Source organism: Devosia sp. P3_B2 (assembly GCF_056402875.1).
Genome location: NZ_JBFUGO010000001.1, coordinates 508,946 through 526,654 on the forward strand (window position 1 = coordinate 508,946; position 17,709 = coordinate 526,654).

Below are 17,709 nucleotides of genomic sequence, written 5' to 3' on the forward strand. Positions count from 1 at the left end.
AAGCCGTGATCGAGCGTTCTCCCTTCTTCGATTTCATCACCTACGTCGCCATGGCGTTCGGTGCCCTCTTGGTGGTGATCCCGTTCTGGATCACCTTGGTGGCCGGCTCGCAGTCGCTGCAGGAAGTCAGCCAGGTGCCGATCAGCCTGCTGCCGTCCTCGCACCTGTTCGAGAACCTCGCGTCGGCGTGGACCCGTGGCGACCTCGGCCCCAAGCTGATCAACAGCCTGATCGTCGCCGTCGGCGTCACGGTGGGCAAGATCATCCTCGCCTCCCTCTCCGCCTTCGCCATCGTGTTCTTCAGCTTCAAGGCCCGGATGATCTGCTTCTGGCTGATCTTCATCACGCTGATGCTGCCGCTCGAAGTGCGCATCGTGCCGACCTACTCGATCGCCGCCAATGCGCTGCTGCCGTTCCAGGTGATCCTCGATACGCTCGGGATTACCGGGCTGGTGCAGGCGATGAGCGGGGTGCAGATCGCACTCAACTGGAACCTGCTCAACTCGTACACCGGCCTGATCCTGCCGCTGGTCGCCACTGCAACCGGCACCTTCCTCTATCGGCAGTTCTTCATGACTATCCCGGACGAGCTGGTGGAAGCCAGCAAGATGGACGGCGCGCATCCGCTCGAGTTCTTCTGGGATGTGCTCTTGCCGCTGAGCCGCACCAACATGCTGGCGCTTGCCACCATCATGTTCGTCTCGAGCTGGAACCAGTACCTCTGGCCGCTGCTGATCACCACCGACCGCGAGCATTTCGGCACTGTGGTGATGCAGCTCAAGGCGCTGATCCCGGCCCAGAACGGCACGCCCGACTGGAACGTCACCATGGCCGGCGCCCTCATCATCATGCTGCCGCCACTGCTGGTCGTTGCCTTCATGCAGCGCTGGTTCGTGCGTGGCCTCATTTCCCGCGACAAATGATTGGACAGAACATGGCTCAGATCACCATCAAGGGCGTGAAGAAGAACTACGCCAAGACCGCCGTGATCCACGGCGTCGACGTCAACATCGAAGCGGGCGAGTTCGTCGTCATCCTCGGGCCATCGGGCTGCGGCAAGTCCACGTTGCTGCGGATGATCGCGGGACTCGAGGAAATCACCGAGGGCGAGATCTCCATCGCCGGCACGGTGGTCAACAAGCTCGAGCCGCGCGAGCGCGGCTGCGCCATGGTGTTCCAGAACTACGCGCTCTACCCGCACATGACCGTGCGCAAGAACATCGGCTACGCGCTGAAAGTCGCCAAGGTCCCCAAGGCCGAGCGGGATGCGCGGGTGATGAAGGTCGCCGAGTCCGTGTCGCTCGTGCCGTTCCTCGATCGCCGCCCGGGCGAGCTCTCCGGTGGCCAGCGCCAGCGCGTGGCCATGGCCCGCGCCATGGTGCGAGAGCCCAAGGTGTTCTTGTTCGACGAGCCGTTCTCCAATCTCGATGCGAAGCTCCGCGTCGCCATGCGCTCGGAAGTGCGGCGCCTGCATCGCGATCTCGGCGTCACCTCGGTGTTCGTCACCCACGACCAGACCGAGGCCATGACGCTCGCCGACAAGCTGATCATCATGAATGCCGGCCGGGTCGAGCAGATCGGCAGGCCGACCGAGGTCTACAACAACCCCGCCAGCCGCTTCGTCGCCGACTTCATCGGTTCGCCCGCGATGAACTTGTTCGAAGGCGAGTTCGACGCCGAAGGGCATTTCGTGCATGGCAGCGGCGGGCGGCTCAACGTCAGCCAACTCAACGGCATCCGCGTGCCGGGCCGCAAGGTCGTGCTCGGCGTGCGCCCGGAAGGGGTGCGTCGCACCGGCGCCGAGACGCACGGCGCGATTTCTGCCGTCGTCGACTATGTCGAGGAACTCGGCGCATCGCGGCTGATCCATGCCGACGCCAATGGCAGCCGCATCGTCGCGCTCGATACCGACAGCTCTGAGCTTCTGTCCGGCACGCCGGTGCATCTCAGCCTCGCCGACAGCGCCTTGCACCTGTTCTCGCTCGAGGACGGGCGCCGCATTCAGCACTGAACCATCCTGACCAACGGAGAAATTTCATGAGCAACATCATTGCGACCGGCTTCAACGTCGGTTCGGACGACGGCGAGTTCGCCAGCCTCGAAGCCGATATGCGCGCGCTGGCCGAGATGGGCGTCGATACCGTCGAGATCGGCGTCACCAGCCTCGACCTGGTCGCCGGTGGCAAGATCATTCGGGAGCGCCACGAGGCGCTGCTCGACCTCACCAAGCAGTTCGACTTCCGCTACACCGTGCATGGCCTCGTTTCGTCCAACTTCATGGACCCGGTGACGCAGCGCTATCAGATCGATGCCGCGAAGGCGTTGGTCGAGGTCTGCAACAGCATCGGTGCGGGCATCCTGGTGCAGCACGGCGGGAACCTCCGCGCTGAAGCCATTTCCGACTGGGCCGGTGCCGACGTGCGCGAGCGTGAAGCGCTCACCGAGCTCGCCGATTTCGCCCGCCCGCATGGCGTCCGCATCGCGCTCGAGAACATCTTCACCACCGAACTCGGTCAGTACCGCCAGACTCCGACAGAAGTCGCCGAGACGGTCAAAGCCGTTAACCACTCGAACGTCGTGGCGCTGATCGATTTCAGCCACGCCTATATCGAGTCGACGTTCAAGGGCCTCGATTTCCGCGCCGAGATCCGCGCCATGGCGCCTGTCGCCGGGCATCTCCACCTCCACGATTCCTTCGGCCGGCCGCAGGGCTTCTTCAAGCCGTTCCACCCGCAGGAAAACACCGCGATGGGCATTGGCGACCTGCACATGCCGCTCGGCTGGGGCGACATCGCCTGGGAAGAGATCTTCGCCGAACTCAGCTTCCTGCCCGATACCGTGGCAATGATGGAAATCGGCCGCCGTTATCGCCGCGAGCAGCCGGAGAGCCTCGCGCGCGCCAAGGCACTGTCGGGTCTGGACGACGCTCGAACTGCAGTCGCGGCGGAGTAATCCGTAAGCCGGTGCGTGGGGCCGCCCCCTCCACCGGCTCCGCCGGTCCCCCTCCCCGTTGCACGGGGGAGGATCCGCTGTGGCACGATCTCTCCTTAATCCTCCCCCGCGTGGCGGGGGAGGGGGACCATGCGAAGCATGGTGGAGGGGACGGCCCAGCACACGGTCCTCGGCAAAACTTGCCTCGCCCTCGTCCGTTCGTGCACCATGACGCCAGCGGGCTGAGGAGCGACAGCATGGGTTTCGGCATTTCGGGCGTCTATTGCGCGGCGGTCACGCCCCTCAACGCCGACCTCAGTCCTGACCTGAAACGACTCGGCGAGCATTGCCTCAGCCTCCTCGCCGATGGCTGCCACGGCATCGCGCTGCTTGGCACCACGGGCGAGGCGAATTCGTTTTCGGTCAGTGAGCGCAAGGCCATCCTCGAAGCTGCGCTCAAGGCCGGCGTCACTCCTGACCAACTCGCACCCGGCGTCGGCGTCGCGGCCATCCCGGATACGGTGGAGCTCACCCGCCACGCGCTGAGTCTCGGTATCACCCGCGTCGTCATGCTGCCGCCGTTCTACTACAAGGGCGTCAGCGACGACGGCATCTTCGCTGCCTATGCGCGGATCATCGAGGCGGCGGCCGATCCGCGGCTCAAGATCATCCTCTACCACATCCCCCAGACCTCGGCGGTGCCACTCAGCCGGCCGCTGGTCACGCGGCTGATCAAGGCGTTTCCGGATACTGTCGTCGGTCTCAAAGACTCGTCGGGCGACTACGGCAACATGCAGGGGCTGGTCGAGGACAATCCCGGCTTCGCGGTGATGGTCGGCGCTGATCCGCTGCTACTGCCGTTCCTTAAGATCGGCGGCGCCGGCTGTATCACCGCCACCTGCAACCTCGTCGCCCCGGCACTGCGCACCATCTACGACCACCACGCCGACCCGGTCCGGGCAGTCGATGTCGATGCGGCGCAGGCGCGGATCGAGGCGGCGCGGGCGATGCTCAACAGCTACGGCCAGATTCCCACCATCAAGGCGATTCTCGCGGATCGTCCGGATGGTGAAGGCTGGAGCCGCGTCCGGCCGCCGCTCATGCCGTTCGCCGCGGATAAGCTCGGCGAGCTGCGCGAACGCGTGGCCGCCCTGCCCGGAGGCGTGTGACAACTGCCGAAACGGGGCGAAAATCCCGTTCATCTGTTGCTCATCTTCGCCCAAACCGTCGAATTTCGAACGTCAGCCAGGCTGACGTATCAAGGCGTAAAAGCAGGTCGCGGCCCGCTCGGACCGCGCTGAACTTTCCGGAAAACCAACCAGGTCGCCGCCCTTATCCCCGCCACTCGCCACCATGCGACACTGCCGGTCGTGCTCAGAAGCGAGGGGGAAAATGATGGTGCGCGCAGAACTGAACGAAACGCGTTCAAACCGTTCAAACGTGCACGGTTGCGCCGGCGGTGGCGCCACCCTACCTCTGGGGCAATAACAGGACCCATCATGGACGCCGAAACCCCCGCCACTCCCAGCGCTCCGCCGACGGGCGTCGCCATCAAGACCGAGATCGTCGTCATCGGCGCGGGGCAGGCGGGGCTGTCATCGGCCTACAATCTCAAGCATCGCGGCCTCGACGTGGGCCGCGGCTTCGTCGTCCTCGACCAATCCCCGCAAGCCGGGGGCGCGTGGCAGTTCCGCTGGCCCTCGCTGACGCTCAGCACCGTGAACCGGGTGCACGACCTGCCGGGCATGCAGTTTTCCGAGGCGGTCGACACCAGCAACGAGTCGGTCGAGGCCGCCGTGGCGGTGCCGAGCTATTTCGCGGCCTACGAGCAGCGCTTCGGGCTCAACGTATATCGTCCGGTCAAGGTGAAGGTGGTTTGCCCGCGCGGCGATCGCTTCCGCATCGAGACGGATCGCGAGACCTTCTCGGCGCGCGGCATCATCAACGCCACAGGAACCTGGGAGACGCCGTTCATCCCGGAGTATCCGGGGCGTGAGCGCTTCAAGGGGCGGCAGCTCCACACCCGCGATTATCGAACCGCTGCGGAATTCGCCGGCCAGCACGTGGTGATCGTCGGGGGCGGCATCTCCGCCATCCAGCTGCTCAACGAGATTTCGCTGGCCACCAGCACCACCTGGGTGACCCGGCGGCCGCTGCAGTTCCGCGAAGGCCCGTTCGATCAGGAAGCGGGCCGCGCCGCCGTGAAGCTGGTTGAAGACCGGGTGCGGCAGGGTCTGCCGCCCAACTCGGTGGTGTCGGTTACCGGCTTGCCGCGCACGCCGCTGATCGAGGCGATGGACGCCCGCGGCGCGCTGAACCGTCTGCCGATGTTCGCCGAGATCACCGAAACCGGGGTGCGCTGGGCCGACGGCACCGAGCAGCGGGCCGACGTGATCCTCTGGTGCACGGGCTTCCGCTCCTCGCTTGATCACCTCGCGCCGCTGATGCTGCGCGAGCCCTCCGGCGGCATCCTGATGGGCGGGCGGCTCGCCACCCAGGTGGTCAAGGAGCCGCGCATCCACCTCGTCGGCTACGGGCCGTCGGCCTCCACCATCGGCGCCAACCGCGCCGGCTCCGCAGCAGCCGCCGAGTTGTTGGCGACGCTGGATTTGTAGCGCGCCCGACCAAAACAAAAGGGGCACGCCGAAGCGTGCCCCAATCGTCCGCCGTCTTTTGGCGACAGCTTACTTTGCGCAGATACCCGGATCTTCGAGCGTGCAGAGGTCGAGACCGGTGAACTTCGGATCCTCGACGGTCTCGCCCTTGATCAGGCTGATCAGGATATCGGGCGCCTCGTTGCCCATCTGGTACGGCCGCTGGCCGATCTGGAAGTGGCTGCGGCCCTCACGGAACGCCTGGGTCTGCGGCGGCAGCGTGTCGCCGGCGATGATCACCAGGTCCTTGGACTTCAGCCGATCCATGACCTGGTCGGTGTTCTGGGCGTAGGCCTGCGGCCCGAACTGAGCCCAGCCGCCGACGAGCACGAAGGCATCGAGATCCGGCTGTGCGGTGAACACGTCGGCCATCTGCTGATTGGCCGTCGGGATGTCATCGTTGGTATAGGTCGGGCAGCCCTCGGCCTCGGTCCAGCCGTTGGTGTTGTTGAGCTTTTCGGTGCCCTTGGCGCCGGCAATGGTGTCGCGGAAACCAGCGGCACGCTCGTTGATGTTGGCCGCCGCGACGTTGCCGAGCTGCAGGCACACGGTGCCGCCTTCCGGCTTGAGCTTCATCAGCTCCTTGGCCATGCCGACACCCATGTCGTAGTTGTTGGTGCCGAAATAGGTCTTGCGCAGGGCAGCGTCAGCCGGAAGCAGGTCGGCGTCCACGGTGATGATCGGCATGGTCGGCGCAGCGGCCTTCAGCATGTTGGCCATGGCCGGAGCGTTGGATGGCGAGATCGCGATGCCGGCGACGCCCTTGCTGATCAGATCCTGCACGATCTGCACTTCGCCGGCTTCGTCCGAGCTGAGCGCCGGGCCGGTGTAGAGGCAGGTGTATTCGCTGTCGGCATGCGCAGTGTTCCAATCGGCGCAGCCCTGGCCCATCACCGTGAAGAACGGATTGTCGAGGCCTTTGACGACCACGGCCAGGATCTTCTTATCCTGCGCCACGGCGCCGCCCGCGAGCGCAACGGCAATAGCCGCGCCGGCGAGCACAAACATAGTCTTACGCATAGTTCTCCTCCCTAGGGTTCAGTCCCGGCCCGCTTTATCGGGCCTCCCGATCAAGTGCGGTTGGAGCGTGAAAGTGCGGGTGGTCCCTAGCCGCCCGCTGCCGCTCCGAATCGCCTCGATGAGCTCCTCAGTCCCTCCACAGGCGTGCGGCCTGAGCCTCTGTCGGGCTCTGATGGGCCGCGGCGCACCGCATATCGGGGCGGATACTGGGGCGGCGTCGAACAATAGTCAATCGCGCTGATGCACGTGCACATTCAAGCCGTCCAAGTTGTCAGACATCTTGCAGAAGACGCCGGAAAGACTGGCCAAATAGCAAATCGAGGGGTGTCTTTGCCGTCGTCTGCGGCGATGCTCGAAGTCGATTGACGGTGGGCGCGCCATCGCTCATAGATTTGCCAACGACATCTGCGGGAGGGCAAAGCCTTCCAGCCTTGGGAGGGGCAACGATGGCGGTTCTCGAGCTGGCGAACATCGCCAAGCACTACGGTGCTATCACTGCGCTGACCGATATCTCGCTGACGCTAAACGCCGGCGAAGTGGTTGGGCTGGTGGGCGATAACGGCGCCGGCAAGACCACTTTGGTCAAGATCATCGCCGGCAATTTCCATCCATCGGAAGGCAGCATCAGCCTCGATGGGCACGTGGTGCAGTTGCACGGCCCGAAGGACGCGCGCTCCAAGGGCATCGAGATCGTCTACCAGGACCTGGCGCTCGCAGATAACCTCACCGCCGCCGCCAACATCTTCCTCGGCCGCGAGCTGACGACCATCTCGCGGACCCCGGCGGAGGCCGAACTGCCGTTCTGGCAGCGCCGCCGCGGCTGGCGGTTGTTCATGCCGGAAATCCTGGACTACCGCGGCATGTACAAGAAGGCCGGCGAGTTGTTCGCCGAGCTGAAGTCGGAAACCCGGCCGCGCGACCTGGTGCGCCGCATGTCGGGCGGCCAGCGGCAGGCGGTGGCCATCGCCCGCACACGGCTCTCCAACCCCAAGATCGTGCTGATGGACGAGCCGACAGCGGCGATCAGCGTGCGGCAGGTGGCCGAGGTGCTGAACCTCATCCGCCGGCTAAAGGAGCAGGGCATCGCGGTGGTGCTGATCAGCCACCGTATTCCCGACGTCTTCGCCGTCTGCGATCGCCTGGTGGTGCTGCGGCGCGGCCGCAAGGTCGCCGACAAGCGGGTTGCCGATTCCTCGCCCGAGGAAGTGACCGGGTTGATCACCGGCGCGCTGCAGAGCGCTTGAGGAGCTTGCCGACATGACGACCGACACTTCTCTCAGGGACGCCATCGACCAGCAGACGCATCAGGGCTTTCTGCCCTGGCTTATCAGCCGGCAAATCTTCTGGATTCTGCTCGCGGTGGTCATCGCCATCATCGCCATGATGCTGCTGACCAAGACCTTCGCGACGCCGCAGAACCTGTTCAACGTCACCCGCAATTTTGCCTTCGTCGGCATTGTCGGGCTCGGCATGACCGCGGTGATCGTCACCGGAGGCATCGATTTGTCCGTCGGCGCCACGGTGCTGATCTCGGCCATGGTGACGACGCTGATCATGCACGCGGGCCTGCCGATCACTCTGGCATTGCCAGCGGCAATCGGCGCTTCGCTGCTGGTTGGCCTCATCAACGGCATGCTCATCGCGGTCGCCGGCATGCCAGCGTTCGTGGTGACGCTTGGCATGATGTCGGTCGCCCGCTCGATCGGCATGGTGATGTCGAACAATGCACTGATTTACGAGTTCGGCCCGGATCAACCGATTCTCTTCGCCATCGGCGGCGGCTCGGTGATCGTTGGTGGCTTGCCGATCCCGAACCCGCTCATCGTCATGGTGATCCTGGCCTTGATCACCGGCTTCGCGCTGCGCTGGACCCGCTGGGGCCGGCACCTCTACGCCATCGGCGGCAACGAGAAAGCCGCAGTCCTCACCGGTGTGCCGGTGAAGGCGGTGAAGGTCTCGGTCTACATGTTCGTCGCCTTCTGCGCCGGCATTACCGGCTTCCTCGAAACTGGCTGGCTGGGTTCGGTGACCACCGGGCTCGGCACCGGGCTCGAACTCACGGTCATTGCTGCCGCGGTCATCGGCGGCGCCAATCTCGCCGGCGGCTCCGGTACGGCGCTTGGCGCCGTGGTCGGCGCGGCGCTCATTGAAATCATCCGCAATTCGCTGACGCTGCTCGGCATCAGCACGTTCTGGCAGGGGACGTTCGTAGGGGCGTTCATTGTGCTCGCCGTCGCCTTCGACCGGCTGCGCAACAAGGAAATCGGGGAGTAACCCCGCGACACGGAATTCCCGCCGCCGGTCGCGGCGGCGGGATGGCACCGTCTCTCTTGGTGCCGGGTTGAGATACGTACCTCAGCTTCGACGGAAGCGGACACGACCCGGAACAGGGCCGGGGAGAGAGGGGTGCGAGACGAAGCCAATGGTGCCGCCGTCACGGCGGCCAGGGAGGAATGATGAAGAGCCTAGTCAGTATCGCGGCCATCGTTGCCGCTGGTTTCATGCTCGTCGGCGGCGCTGTCGCCCAAGAGAAGCAGCAGCTCGCCTTCGTCGTGAATGCCTCGTCGGACTTCTGGAAGCTGGCGGAAGCCGGCGTGAAGAAGGCGCAGGCGGAACTACCCAACTACGAACTGCAGTTCCGCTATCCCGCCCAGGGCACGGCGGCGCTGCAGAACGCGCTGATGGATGACCTCGTGGCCGCCGGCACCGATGCCATCATGATCTCGTCGGCCGATCCGAAGAACTCGATCGACGCGTTCAACCGCATCGCGGCGCAGGTGCCGCTGTTCACCACCGACTCCGATGCTCCGGCATCGAACCGCATCGCCTATCTCGGCTCGTCCAATACCCTTGCTGGCGTCCAGGCCGGCGAGGAAATGGTCAAGGCCATGGCTGGCAAGGAAGGCAAGTGTATGGGCTTTGTCGGCTTCCTCGGCGCCGATAACGCCGTCGAGCGTATCGCCGGCTTCCGCCAGGCGATCGAAGGCAAGGGCATCGAGCTGGTCGACGTACGCGGCGACGATGTGGACTTCACCAAGGCCCGCACCAATGTCGACGACGTGCTGGTGGCCAACCCCGAGATCAACTGTATGGTCGGGTTCTATTCGTACAACCCGCCCAAGATCTACGAGGCGCTGCAGGCCGCCGGCAAGCTCGGCGCGATCACCGTGGTGGCGTTTGACGAAGACCCGGTGACGCTGGGCGCAGTGAAGGAAGGCTCGTTCGCCGCCACCGTGGTGCAGCAGCCGTTCGAGTGGGGCTACCAGGGCATGAAGCTGATGGCCAAGTACCTCGAGGGCGACAAGTCGGGCATCCCGGCTGACGGCCTGATCATCGTGCCGACGGCCGTGATCAACAAGGACAATGTCGACGCGTTCTCGGCCGACCTGAAGGCCAAGATCGCCGGCTGACAACGGACGGCACGGCGCGGGCGGCAGGGGGGCTGTCGTCCGCGCCGCGCTATTGGTAGCGTTCGGGCGGGAACGTGCGGGGAGGTGCGATGCTCGATAGCCTCGATCAAGAAGCGCCGGTGCGGCCCTTCCTGAAGCTCTCAGCCGTTCGCAAGACTTATCCGGGTGTCGTGGCGCTCAGCGGTTTCGACATGGTGGTCGCGCCGGGCGAGGTCATCGGCCTCGTCGGCGAGAACGGCGCCGGCAAGTCGACGCTGATGAAGATCCTCGGCGGCGTCACCGCGCCGGATAGCGGCACCATCGAAATCGATGGCGCGCCCTATGCGGGCCTCAGCGTCGGCGGCTCGATGAAGGCGGGGATCGCCTTCGTCCACCAGGAACTCAACCTGTTCGACAATCTCGACGTCGCCGCCAACGTCTATATCGGGCGCGAACCACGCCGCGGCGGGGTGTTGAACCTCGTCGACGAGAAGCAGATGCGCGCCGATGTGCTGCCCTATCTTAAGCGGCTTGGCGCGAACTTTTCGCCCAACACGCCGGTAGCAAAGCTGTCGCTGGCGCAGCAGCAGATGGTGGAGATCGCCAAGGCGCTCTCCGTCAACGCGCGCCTCGTCATCCTCGATGAGCCGACCTCGTCGCTGCCGCTGGCCGAAACCGACAAGCTGCTCGAGGTGATTGCCGGGCTGAGGGCCGAAGGCATCGCCGTGATCTTCATCTCGCACCGGCTGCACGAAATCGAGCGCGCCTGCGATCGAGTGCTAGTGCTGCGCGATGGCGTGCTGGTGGGCGAGCTGCCCAAGGCTGAGATCGACCACGACCGCATGGTCAAGCTAATGATCGGCCGCGACCTCAAGGTCGCCTACGCCGCGCCGAAAATCGCCAAGGGCGAGGTGGTGCTCGCCGCCCGCGGCGTCCGCACGGCGACCTACCCCACGCACGAGATCAACATCGAACTGCATGCCGGTGAAATCCTCGGCCTCGCCGGTCTCGTCGGCTCCGGCCGCACCGAACTGGCGCGCGCGTTGTTCGGGGTGGACCATCGCTATGGCGGTGCCATCACCCTCAATGGCCAGCCGATCACGTTGCGGAATGCCTCCGACGCGGTGGCGCGCGGCATCTTCCTCATCCCCGAGGACCGCAAGGGCGAGGGCATCCTGCTCGACATGTCGATCGCCGAGAATATCAGCCTGCCCAACCTCACGGTCTATGCACCGGGTGGCCTGGTGTCGCCGGCGCTGGAGCGGGCGCAGGCTGAACTGAGCCGCACCGAACTCGGGATCAAGGCGCCGACGGTCACCACCCGCACCGGCAGCCTCTCCGGCGGCAACCAGCAGAAGGTGGTGCTGGCCAAATGGCTGGCCATGCAGCCCAAGGTGCTGATCTTCGACGAGCCGACGCGCGGCATCGATGTCGGCGCCAAGGCGGAGATTTACCGGCTGCTGCGCGGGCTCGCCGATGCCGGCGTCGCGGTGCTGATGATCTCGTCAGACATGGAAGAAGTGATCGGGGTCTCGGACCGCATCGCGGTGATGCATGAGGGCCGGATTTCCGGCCTCATCGAGCGCGTCGATTTCAGTGAAGAGAACGTGCTGCGGCTCGCCGTCGGCAAACCGATGGCCAAGGCCGGGTGAGGGGGAACGCATGAACAAGAAGGATCTCGGTCTCCTGGTCCTCATCCTCGTCGTTGGACTCGGGGTCTATCTCAAGAACCCGCTGTTCCTGTCGCCGAACAACCTCGCCAACACCGCCAATCTGATCGGCCTCTTCGGCCTGTTCGCCATCGGGCAGGGCTTCGTCATCATCACCGGGGGCATCGAGCTGTCGGCCGGCTCGATGATCGCGCTGCTCGGCGTGCTGTTCGTCGATCTGGTCGGCGCCAAGGGCGTGCCCTGGCCCATCGCCGCGGCCATCGTGATCGTCCTCGGCCTGGCGCTGGGGCTGGCGCACGGGCTCCTCATCACCAAGCTGAAGATGCAGCCATTCGTGGTGACGCTCTGCGGCCTCCTGATCTACCGCGGCGTGGCGCGCGGCTATACCGCCGACGCCACTGCCGGCTTCCCGTTCGGCAGCGAGTATCCGGGCCTCGATTTCTTCGTCGCGCGCATCGGCGGCATTCCGGTTTCGGTCTACGTCCTCGCCGTCGTCGCGGTGATCGCCTGGTTCACGCTGCACCGCTCGGTGTTCGGACGCTACCTCTTCGCTATCGGAAAGAACGAGGAAGCGGCGCGCTTCTCGGGCATCCGCACCGATGTGGTGGTCACCTCGGCTTATGTGATCTGCGCCGGGCTGACGGCGCTCGCGGCGATCTTTTTCGCCATGTACACCCGCTCGGTGCAGCCCTCGTCACAGGGCAACTTCTACGAGCTCTACGCCATCGCGGCGGCGGTGCTGGGCGGCTTCTCGCTGCGCGGCGGCGAGGGTTCGATCGTCGGGGTGATCCTCGGCACGATCCTGTTGCAGGAGTTGCAGAACCTCGTGAATCTCCTCGGCATTCCCTCGTCGCTCAACTTCGCGGTGATGGGCGGGGTGATCCTCATCGGCGTTCTGGTCGACCAGCAATGGGGCGCCTTCCGGGCGCGTCGGCGCATCGCCGAAGCGGCGCGCACCAGCGAGGAACTTGCGGTCAAACCCGGCGAGTGATCAGCCGTCGATCCGGGCCAGCAGACCCTCCTGGCGGATGTCGACATACTGTCCGGCAAGGTCATCCGCTGCGCCGCTCGCCAGCCAGGCGATGACTCGCGCCGGTCGCTCCGGTGGCTGCAGGTTTTCGCGCGGCACGTCGGAGATCTGGTTGATCTTGGCGGCACGGATCGAGGCCTGCATGTCGGTATCGACGAGGCCCGGTGCGAAGGCGAAACCACGGAGCCCGATATCGGCACCCTCGAGTTCGATCGACCGGGTCAGCATCAGCAGTGCCGACTTGCCTGCGCAGTACGCGGCCCAACCGGTCATGGCGTGGTTCGCCGCGCCGCTCACCACATTGATGACGCGAGCCCCCTTGAGCGATGGCCACAGTGCGGCGACCAGTGCTGCGGGGCCGCTGACGTTGATCGTAAGGGACTGGTCGAAGGCCAGCGGGTCGAGTTCGCTGAGCTTCGCCATTGGGGCGATAGTCGCGGCATTGTTGACGAGGATATCGATGCGGCCGTGCAGCGCGAGGGCTGCCGCGGCACGGGCGGGGATGGTGGCGAGGTCGGAAACGTCGAGCGCGAAGTCTGTCGCCGTGCCACCCTTGGCGATGACCGCTGCGACGACGTCGCCACAGTCGCCGGCCTTACGACCGGTGGCGATGATGGTTGCGCCGAGTTCTGCCAGCGCCAGCACCGTAGCAGCACCGAGCCCGGCGCGGGCACCGGTCACCAGCGCGACCTTGCCCTGCAGCGATCCGCTCATTTTGCCGGGCCCCGCTTTGCTGCATCGCGGACGGAGTCCGCGCTCGGCGTCGAGGCATAGGCCTGGAAGCCGCCGGTGATGTTGATCAGTTCGCCGGTGACGAAACTGGTGTCGGGGCCCATCAGCCAGGCGACGCCGCCGGCCACGTCCTCGGGGGTGCACCAGCGGTGCAGCGGGATGGTCGAGACCACGTCGGCCTCGAAATCGTCCCAGCTCTTGCCGAGCTTTTCAGCCTTGGCGCGGAACGCCTTCTCCATCCCGGTGCCGGGTCCGACATGGCCCGGCGCGATGGCGTTCACCCGCACGCCGCTCGAGGCCAGCTCGATGGCGAGGCACTGGGTCAGGCCCCAGATGGCGTTCTTGGAGGCGAGGTAGGCCGACGAGAACGGGTTGCCGAAGCCGAGCTTGGTGATGATGTTGACGATCTGGCCGCTCTGCTGCGCGGCCATGATCCGCGCTGCCTCGCGGCACATCAGGAAGGTGCCGCGGCTGTTCACCGAGAATATCCGGTCCCAGTCCTCGACCGCGGTCTCCACCACCAGCGCCTGCATGTGGATGCCGGCATTGTTGACGACCCCGAACAGCCCGCCGTGGCGCTCGGCCACCGCCTTCACCCCGGCAACGACTGAAGCCTCGTGGCCGATATCGATGATCTCGATGTCGCAGCCGATCGCCCTGGCAGCGTCCTCGGCGATGGTGCGATCGCGGTCGGCGATCACCACCCGATGGTGGTCGGCGACCAGCCGCTTGGCGATGGCGCGGCCGATGCCGCCGCCTCCGCCGGTGACGATAGTGGCTCCAGCGCTCATCGGGCACTCCACGCGCGGAACAGGTCGCGCAGCTTCACGGTCTCGGTCAGCACGTCATCGTGCAGCGTATCGAAATAGCCCTGGTGCACGACCTCGGCGGCGATCCAGCCATCGTAGCCGGCATCGCGCAGCGTCGCGAACATGGCGGGGAAGTTGAGCGTCCCCTGGTCGAGCTTCGCCTGCAGCGCACCCGGCCTCGCCTGCCGCAGATGGACGTGGCCGGCCCAGCGGGCGAGCGCATCGATCTCGTCCTGCCGGTAGCCGGCGACGGCGAAATGCGCGTAGTCGAGCGCCAGCTTCACCCCGACCGCGCGCTCGCACAGCTCGGCGGTGATGGCGGGGCTTTCGAGGTACGAGTGGACGTGCGGTTCGACGCAGACGGTCACGCCCGTCTTCGCCGCGAGATCGAGCAGCGGCTTCAGTGACTCGACGGTCTCGGTCAGTGCATGTGCCCGGCTCTGCGCACCATTGATCACGCCGGGCAGGATGAACACCGTGGGCGATCCAGCCGCTGCGCAGAACGTCAGCACGGCAGCAAAATCGGCAGTGTTCGCAGCGCGGTTCGCCGGGTCGGCGAGGTTGCGGTCGGCGACCGAGTTGCCGAACAGGTGGTAGAGGTTCGACACCGGTAGCGGCAGGCGCCTTCGCACCTCGTCCGCATAGGCCTCGGGCGCTGCCAGCAATCGCGTCCGGTTGAGCGCCGAGCGATAGAAGTAGCCGACATCGACGCCTTCGAGGCCGAGCACCCTCGCCAGCCCGCCGACCTCGTCGAGTGTCAGCTCGGGGAACGACCAACTGGTGACGCTCAGCTTCACAGCACGTCCTCCATGCGCCCCGATTTGGCCGAGCGGTACATCGCGTCGAGCAGCACGCTGGAGCGCATGCCGACGACGCCGTCGGCTGGGTTGGGTACCTTCTGGCCGCGGGCGAGATCGACCAGCAGGGTGATCGGCGCTACCTGCTCGTAGGCGCCGGCATTGGGCCCGAGATCGGCGATGTGGGTTTTGCCGTCGTGGCGGATCACCTCAACGCGGGCTCGCTCGATGTCGAACAGCATCATGCCTTCGGTGCCGAAGATGCGGATGTCGATCTGGTAGCCGCGCGACTTCGGCACCGTCGCCGAACCCGACAGCGCCATGGTGGCGCCATTGGTAAACTCCACCACAGCCGCGTCGTAGAAATCGACACCGGCGGGGGAGAGCCCGGTCTTCGCGAACACCCGCGCCGGGTCGAGATCGACAATGCGGAACAGCGCTCCGAGCCCGTGGGTCAGCTGCCCCCACCCGTAGCCGCCGGATTTCTTCGGGTCGGCCCAGGTGGAAACCGGCGGGCGGAACAGGTGCTCCTTGGTTTCGACCATCGGCTCGCCGCCGAACAGGTCGGCCAGCGCCGAAGCCATCTGCGCCACCACGTGGCGAACCTCGCCGACCCAGCCATCGGCTACCAACTGGTGCGCGGTTTCGACGATCGGGCGGAAGTTCCAGCCGTAGGGCAGGATGATCTGGGTATTGTTGGCGTTCGCTGTTGCCAGCAGGGCACGCGCGTCTGCGGCGCTGGTCGCCATCGGCTTTTCGATCAGCGTCGGCAGGCCGCGCGACAGCGCCAGTTGCGCATGCTCGGCATGGAGGACATGCGGCGACGCCACCACAACGCCGTGCAGCGTTTCATTCGCCAGCATCTCCGCCGCGTCGAAGTAGGGCTTCACGCCGGGGAAGCTCGCGACCACCTTCTCCATGCCCTCAGCATCCGGCCGGTTCACCGCGACCAGCCCGACATGCGGGTTGGCGCGCAAAGCGGGGATGTGGCTGAGGGTCGCCCACCAGCCGGCGCCGATGACGCCGATATTGACCTTGCTCAAACTGTCCTCCCAGTGGCCGGCGCTTATGCGCTCTTGGCCAGGTAGTCGTGGATGATCTCGCCGGTGACGAGGGTGAAATCGGCGCGCCAGTAGAAGGCCTCGAGCGGCTCGACCACGGGCAGGCGGAACACCGGGGCCTGAGCGTTGGGCCGCAGCTCCACCGTCGCCGGGCCGCGCCAGCACTCATGCACTTTCACATCAGTCAACTTGCGCGAGGTGATCTGCCGGATCGCCGGGGTGCCGTCGATGTGGTTGATCGCCTTGAGATTGAGGTTGGTGCCGTAGTCGAAATGCGCCCGCATCAAAGCCGGATCGACCGCCTGCTGCTTGTAGGGTGTGGTCACGGTGATCACGTCGATGCCGTTGCGCTCGACCCCGCCGACCATCAGGTCGCCGCGGAACTCGAGGAACGGGTTGGCGAGCTTCTTGGGCTGGCCATGCACCTCGCGCCCATGCGCGACACCGCCATCCGAGGCGAGGAACAGGTAGGGCGAGTAGGCGCCGGCGCGACCGTTCGGCAGCTTCGCGCCGAACATCACGTTGGCCTCGTGATAGGGCCCGATCCAGCTGGTGTCGTTCATCTTGTAGATGTGGACGCAAACCACGTCGCCGGTGGCTTCGACCGGCGGCGGGGCGAGGAACTGCATGGCCTTGGGGTCGGTGCGCCAGAACACCGTCAGCACTTCGGCATTGCGGAAGGTGAAGGGGAAGGGCGGGATGAACGGCGCGTCCCACGGGGTGGAGAAGCCGCCCGCAAGGATGTCGGCCTCGGTGACCTTGTCGAGGCCCCAGCGTCTTTCGGTCATTCGTTCTTCGCCTTCATCGCCGCCTCGGTGGATTGCAGCACGTGGTCCATGTGGGTGATCATCGCCTGCCGCGCCGCCGCAGCATCGCGCCGCCGGATCGCCGCGACAATGATGCGATGGTCGGCAATAGAGGTCGAAATGACGTTGGCGGTCTCGGACGCGGTCTTGCGAAACTCCTGGCCGAGCACGTTGAGGCTCTGCGCCGCCCGCGACAGGAACTCGTTGCCGGAGAGGTCGCCCAGCCGGAGGTGGAACGCCGCGTCGACATCGCGATAGCGCGCCGGCTCGAGCTTCGCCTCCTCCTGCGCCGCGATCAGGGCATCGAGTTCATCGAAGGCCGCCTCGTCGCCGCGCGTTGCGGCCAGCGCCGCAATCTCACCCTCGATCAGCCGGCGCGCTTCGTAGAGCTTTTCGACCTCGGAAGCGCGCAGCGTCAGGAAAAAGGTCAGCGGCGCCAATAGGTCCGAGGCTTCGAGCTGCGAGACAAAGACGCCGCCGCCATGCCGCACTTCGATTACACCGAGCACCGCCAGGGCGCGCAGCGCCTCACGCAGCGTCGGCCGCGACACATCGAAGGTTTCGGCGAGCTTCCGCTCGGGGGGCAACTGGTCGCCGGGCTTCAGATTACCGGTGGTGACGAGGCCGAGCAGGCGCGCCACCAACATCTCGGTCAGCCCCGAGCGCCGCAAGGGCACTTCGCCGCTGAGATCGCTGACTGGCACTGGTTTCGCTCCCGTTTTGCGCACGCGGCTTCTAGGTAGTCTTGTCGAAAGTGGCCAAGTGGTCTGACCATTTCTTGACCTAGCAGCGGTGCCGGTGCTAGTCAAC

17 protein-coding genes are annotated in these 17,709 nt (G+C 65.7%); 10 read left to right on the top strand and 7 right to left on the bottom strand.

Annotation, left to right across the window (positions count from 1 at the left end):
* The first annotated feature begins 5 nt into the window (after positions 1-5).
* The 5 genes from AC1DV8_RS02450 to AC1DV8_RS02470 all read left to right on the top strand — a co-directional run bounded on the left by AC1DV8_RS02450 (position 6) and on the right by AC1DV8_RS02470 (position 5,546).
* A complete protein-coding gene (locus tag AC1DV8_RS02450; RefSeq protein ID WP_477148083.1) occupies positions 6-923 on the top strand; it encodes an ABC transporter permease subunit in 918 nt (305 codons plus the stop codon).
* A gap of 11 nt (positions 924-934) precedes the next feature.
* A complete protein-coding gene (locus AC1DV8_RS02455; protein ID WP_477156342.1) occupies positions 935-2,011 on the top strand; it encodes an ABC transporter ATP-binding protein in 1,077 nt (358 codons plus the stop codon).
* A gap of 26 nt (positions 2,012-2,037) precedes the next feature.
* Positions 2,038-2,952: a TIM barrel protein gene (locus AC1DV8_RS02460; protein ID WP_477148081.1), complete on the top strand. Its 915-nt coding sequence runs from the start codon at positions 2,038-2,040 to the stop codon at positions 2,950-2,952.
* Positions 2,953-3,188: 236 nt separating this feature from the next.
* Positions 3,189-4,100 (top strand): dihydrodipicolinate synthase family protein, encoded by a 912-nt coding sequence (locus AC1DV8_RS02465; RefSeq protein WP_477156343.1) that lies wholly within the window; start codon positions 3,189-3,191, stop codon positions 4,098-4,100.
* Positions 4,101-4,430: 330 nt separating this feature from the next.
* Complete coding sequence (locus AC1DV8_RS02470) at positions 4,431-5,546, top strand: NAD(P)-binding domain-containing protein (protein WP_477156344.1); 1,116 nt, start codon at positions 4,431-4,433, stop codon at positions 5,544-5,546.
* A 69-nt stretch (positions 5,547-5,615) separates the two neighbouring features.
* Here AC1DV8_RS02470 and AC1DV8_RS02475 read toward each other — a convergent pair whose 3' ends face one another.
* Entirely contained in the window at positions 5,616-6,605 is a 990-nt protein-coding gene (locus AC1DV8_RS02475; protein WP_477148078.1) for a substrate-binding domain-containing protein, read from the bottom strand.
* A 446-nt stretch (positions 6,606-7,051) separates the two neighbouring features.
* On the opposite strand from AC1DV8_RS02475, the gene AC1DV8_RS02480 reads away from it, so the two are divergent.
* The 5 genes from AC1DV8_RS02480 to AC1DV8_RS02500 all read left to right on the top strand — a co-directional run bounded on the left by AC1DV8_RS02480 (position 7,052) and on the right by AC1DV8_RS02500 (position 12,655).
* Complete coding sequence (locus AC1DV8_RS02480; protein ID WP_477148077.1) at positions 7,052-7,849, top strand: ATP-binding cassette domain-containing protein; 798 nt, start codon at positions 7,052-7,054, stop codon at positions 7,847-7,849.
* A 13-nt stretch (positions 7,850-7,862) separates the two neighbouring features.
* Positions 7,863-8,879 (top strand): ABC transporter permease, encoded by a 1,017-nt coding sequence (locus tag AC1DV8_RS02485; protein ID WP_477148076.1) that lies wholly within the window; start codon positions 7,863-7,865, stop codon positions 8,877-8,879.
* A 182-nt stretch (positions 8,880-9,061) separates the two neighbouring features.
* Entirely contained in the window at positions 9,062-10,015 is a 954-nt protein-coding gene (locus AC1DV8_RS02490; RefSeq protein WP_477148075.1) for a sugar-binding protein, read from the top strand.
* An 89-nt stretch (positions 10,016-10,104) separates the two neighbouring features.
* Complete coding sequence (locus tag AC1DV8_RS02495; protein WP_477156345.1) at positions 10,105-11,646, top strand: sugar ABC transporter ATP-binding protein; 1,542 nt, start codon at positions 10,105-10,107, stop codon at positions 11,644-11,646.
* Between the two features lie 10 nt (positions 11,647-11,656).
* Entirely contained in the window at positions 11,657-12,655 is a 999-nt protein-coding gene (locus tag AC1DV8_RS02500) for an ABC transporter permease (RefSeq protein ID WP_477156346.1), read from the top strand.
* On the opposite strand, the gene AC1DV8_RS02505 is transcribed toward AC1DV8_RS02500, so the two are convergent.
* The 6 genes from AC1DV8_RS02505 to AC1DV8_RS02530 are packed head-to-tail and all read right to left on the bottom strand — an operon-like array spanning position 12,656 to position 17,603.
* Entirely contained in the window at positions 12,656-13,408 is a 753-nt protein-coding gene (locus AC1DV8_RS02505) for an SDR family NAD(P)-dependent oxidoreductase (RefSeq protein WP_477156347.1), read from the bottom strand.
* Positions 13,405-14,217 carry an SDR family NAD(P)-dependent oxidoreductase gene (locus tag AC1DV8_RS02510; protein ID WP_477156348.1) on the bottom strand — a complete coding sequence of 271 codons (813 nt, stop codon included), beginning with the start codon at positions 14,215-14,217 and terminating at the stop codon, positions 13,405-13,407. Before AC1DV8_RS02510 ends, AC1DV8_RS02505 begins: the two co-directional genes overlap by 4 nt.
* Positions 14,214-15,032, bottom strand: a complete 819-nt coding sequence (locus tag AC1DV8_RS02515) for a sugar phosphate isomerase/epimerase family protein (RefSeq protein ID WP_477156349.1) — start codon at positions 15,030-15,032, stop codon at positions 14,214-14,216. The genes AC1DV8_RS02510 and AC1DV8_RS02515 overlap by 4 nt, the downstream gene beginning before the upstream one ends.
* The gene (locus AC1DV8_RS02520) at positions 15,029-16,075 is read right to left on the bottom strand and encodes a Gfo/Idh/MocA family protein (protein ID WP_477148069.1); all 1,047 of its coding nucleotides are present in this window, start codon (positions 16,073-16,075) and stop codon (positions 15,029-15,031) included. Before AC1DV8_RS02520 ends, AC1DV8_RS02515 begins: the two co-directional genes overlap by 4 nt.
* A 23-nt stretch (positions 16,076-16,098) precedes the next feature.
* Entirely contained in the window at positions 16,099-16,881 is a 783-nt protein-coding gene (locus AC1DV8_RS02525) for an acetoacetate decarboxylase family protein (RefSeq protein WP_477148068.1), read from the bottom strand.
* The gene (locus tag AC1DV8_RS02530; RefSeq protein WP_477148067.1) at positions 16,878-17,603 is read right to left on the bottom strand and encodes a FadR/GntR family transcriptional regulator; all 726 of its coding nucleotides are present in this window, start codon (positions 17,601-17,603) and stop codon (positions 16,878-16,880) included. Before AC1DV8_RS02530 ends, AC1DV8_RS02525 begins: the two co-directional genes overlap by 4 nt.
* Positions 17,604-17,709 lie beyond the last annotated feature (106 nt).

Coding starts and splice junctions, on each gene's coding strand:
- AC1DV8_RS02490 (WP_477148075.1), top strand. CDS start 9,062: ATGAAGAGCCTAGTCAGTATCGCGGCCATCGTTGCCGCTGGTTTCATG.
- AC1DV8_RS02500 (WP_477156346.1), top strand. CDS start 11,657: ATGAACAAGAAGGATCTCGGTCTCCTGGTCCTCATCCTCGTCGTTGGA.
- AC1DV8_RS02485 (WP_477148076.1), top strand. CDS start 7,863: ATGACGACCGACACTTCTCTCAGGGACGCCATCGACCAGCAGACGCAT.
- AC1DV8_RS02505 (WP_477156347.1), bottom strand. CDS start 13,408: ATGAGCGGATCGCTGCAGGGCAAGGTCGCGCTGGTGACCGGTGCCCGC.
- AC1DV8_RS02460 (WP_477148081.1), top strand. CDS start 2,038: ATGAGCAACATCATTGCGACCGGCTTCAACGTCGGTTCGGACGACGGC.
- AC1DV8_RS02495 (WP_477156345.1), top strand. CDS start 10,105: ATGCTCGATAGCCTCGATCAAGAAGCGCCGGTGCGGCCCTTCCTGAAG.
- AC1DV8_RS02470 (WP_477156344.1), top strand. CDS start 4,431: ATGGACGCCGAAACCCCCGCCACTCCCAGCGCTCCGCCGACGGGCGTC.
- AC1DV8_RS02525 (WP_477148068.1), bottom strand. CDS start 16,881: ATGACCGAAAGACGCTGGGGCCTCGACAAGGTCACCGAGGCCGACATC.
- AC1DV8_RS02475 (WP_477148078.1), bottom strand. CDS start 6,605: ATGCGTAAGACTATGTTTGTGCTCGCCGGCGCGGCTATTGCCGTTGCG.
- AC1DV8_RS02480 (WP_477148077.1), top strand. CDS start 7,052: ATGGCGGTTCTCGAGCTGGCGAACATCGCCAAGCACTACGGTGCTATC.
- AC1DV8_RS02465 (WP_477156343.1), top strand. CDS start 3,189: ATGGGTTTCGGCATTTCGGGCGTCTATTGCGCGGCGGTCACGCCCCTC.
- AC1DV8_RS02510 (WP_477156348.1), bottom strand. CDS start 14,217: ATGAGCGCTGGAGCCACTATCGTCACCGGCGGAGGCGGCGGCATCGGC.
- AC1DV8_RS02455 (WP_477156342.1), top strand. CDS start 935: ATGGCTCAGATCACCATCAAGGGCGTGAAGAAGAACTACGCCAAGACC.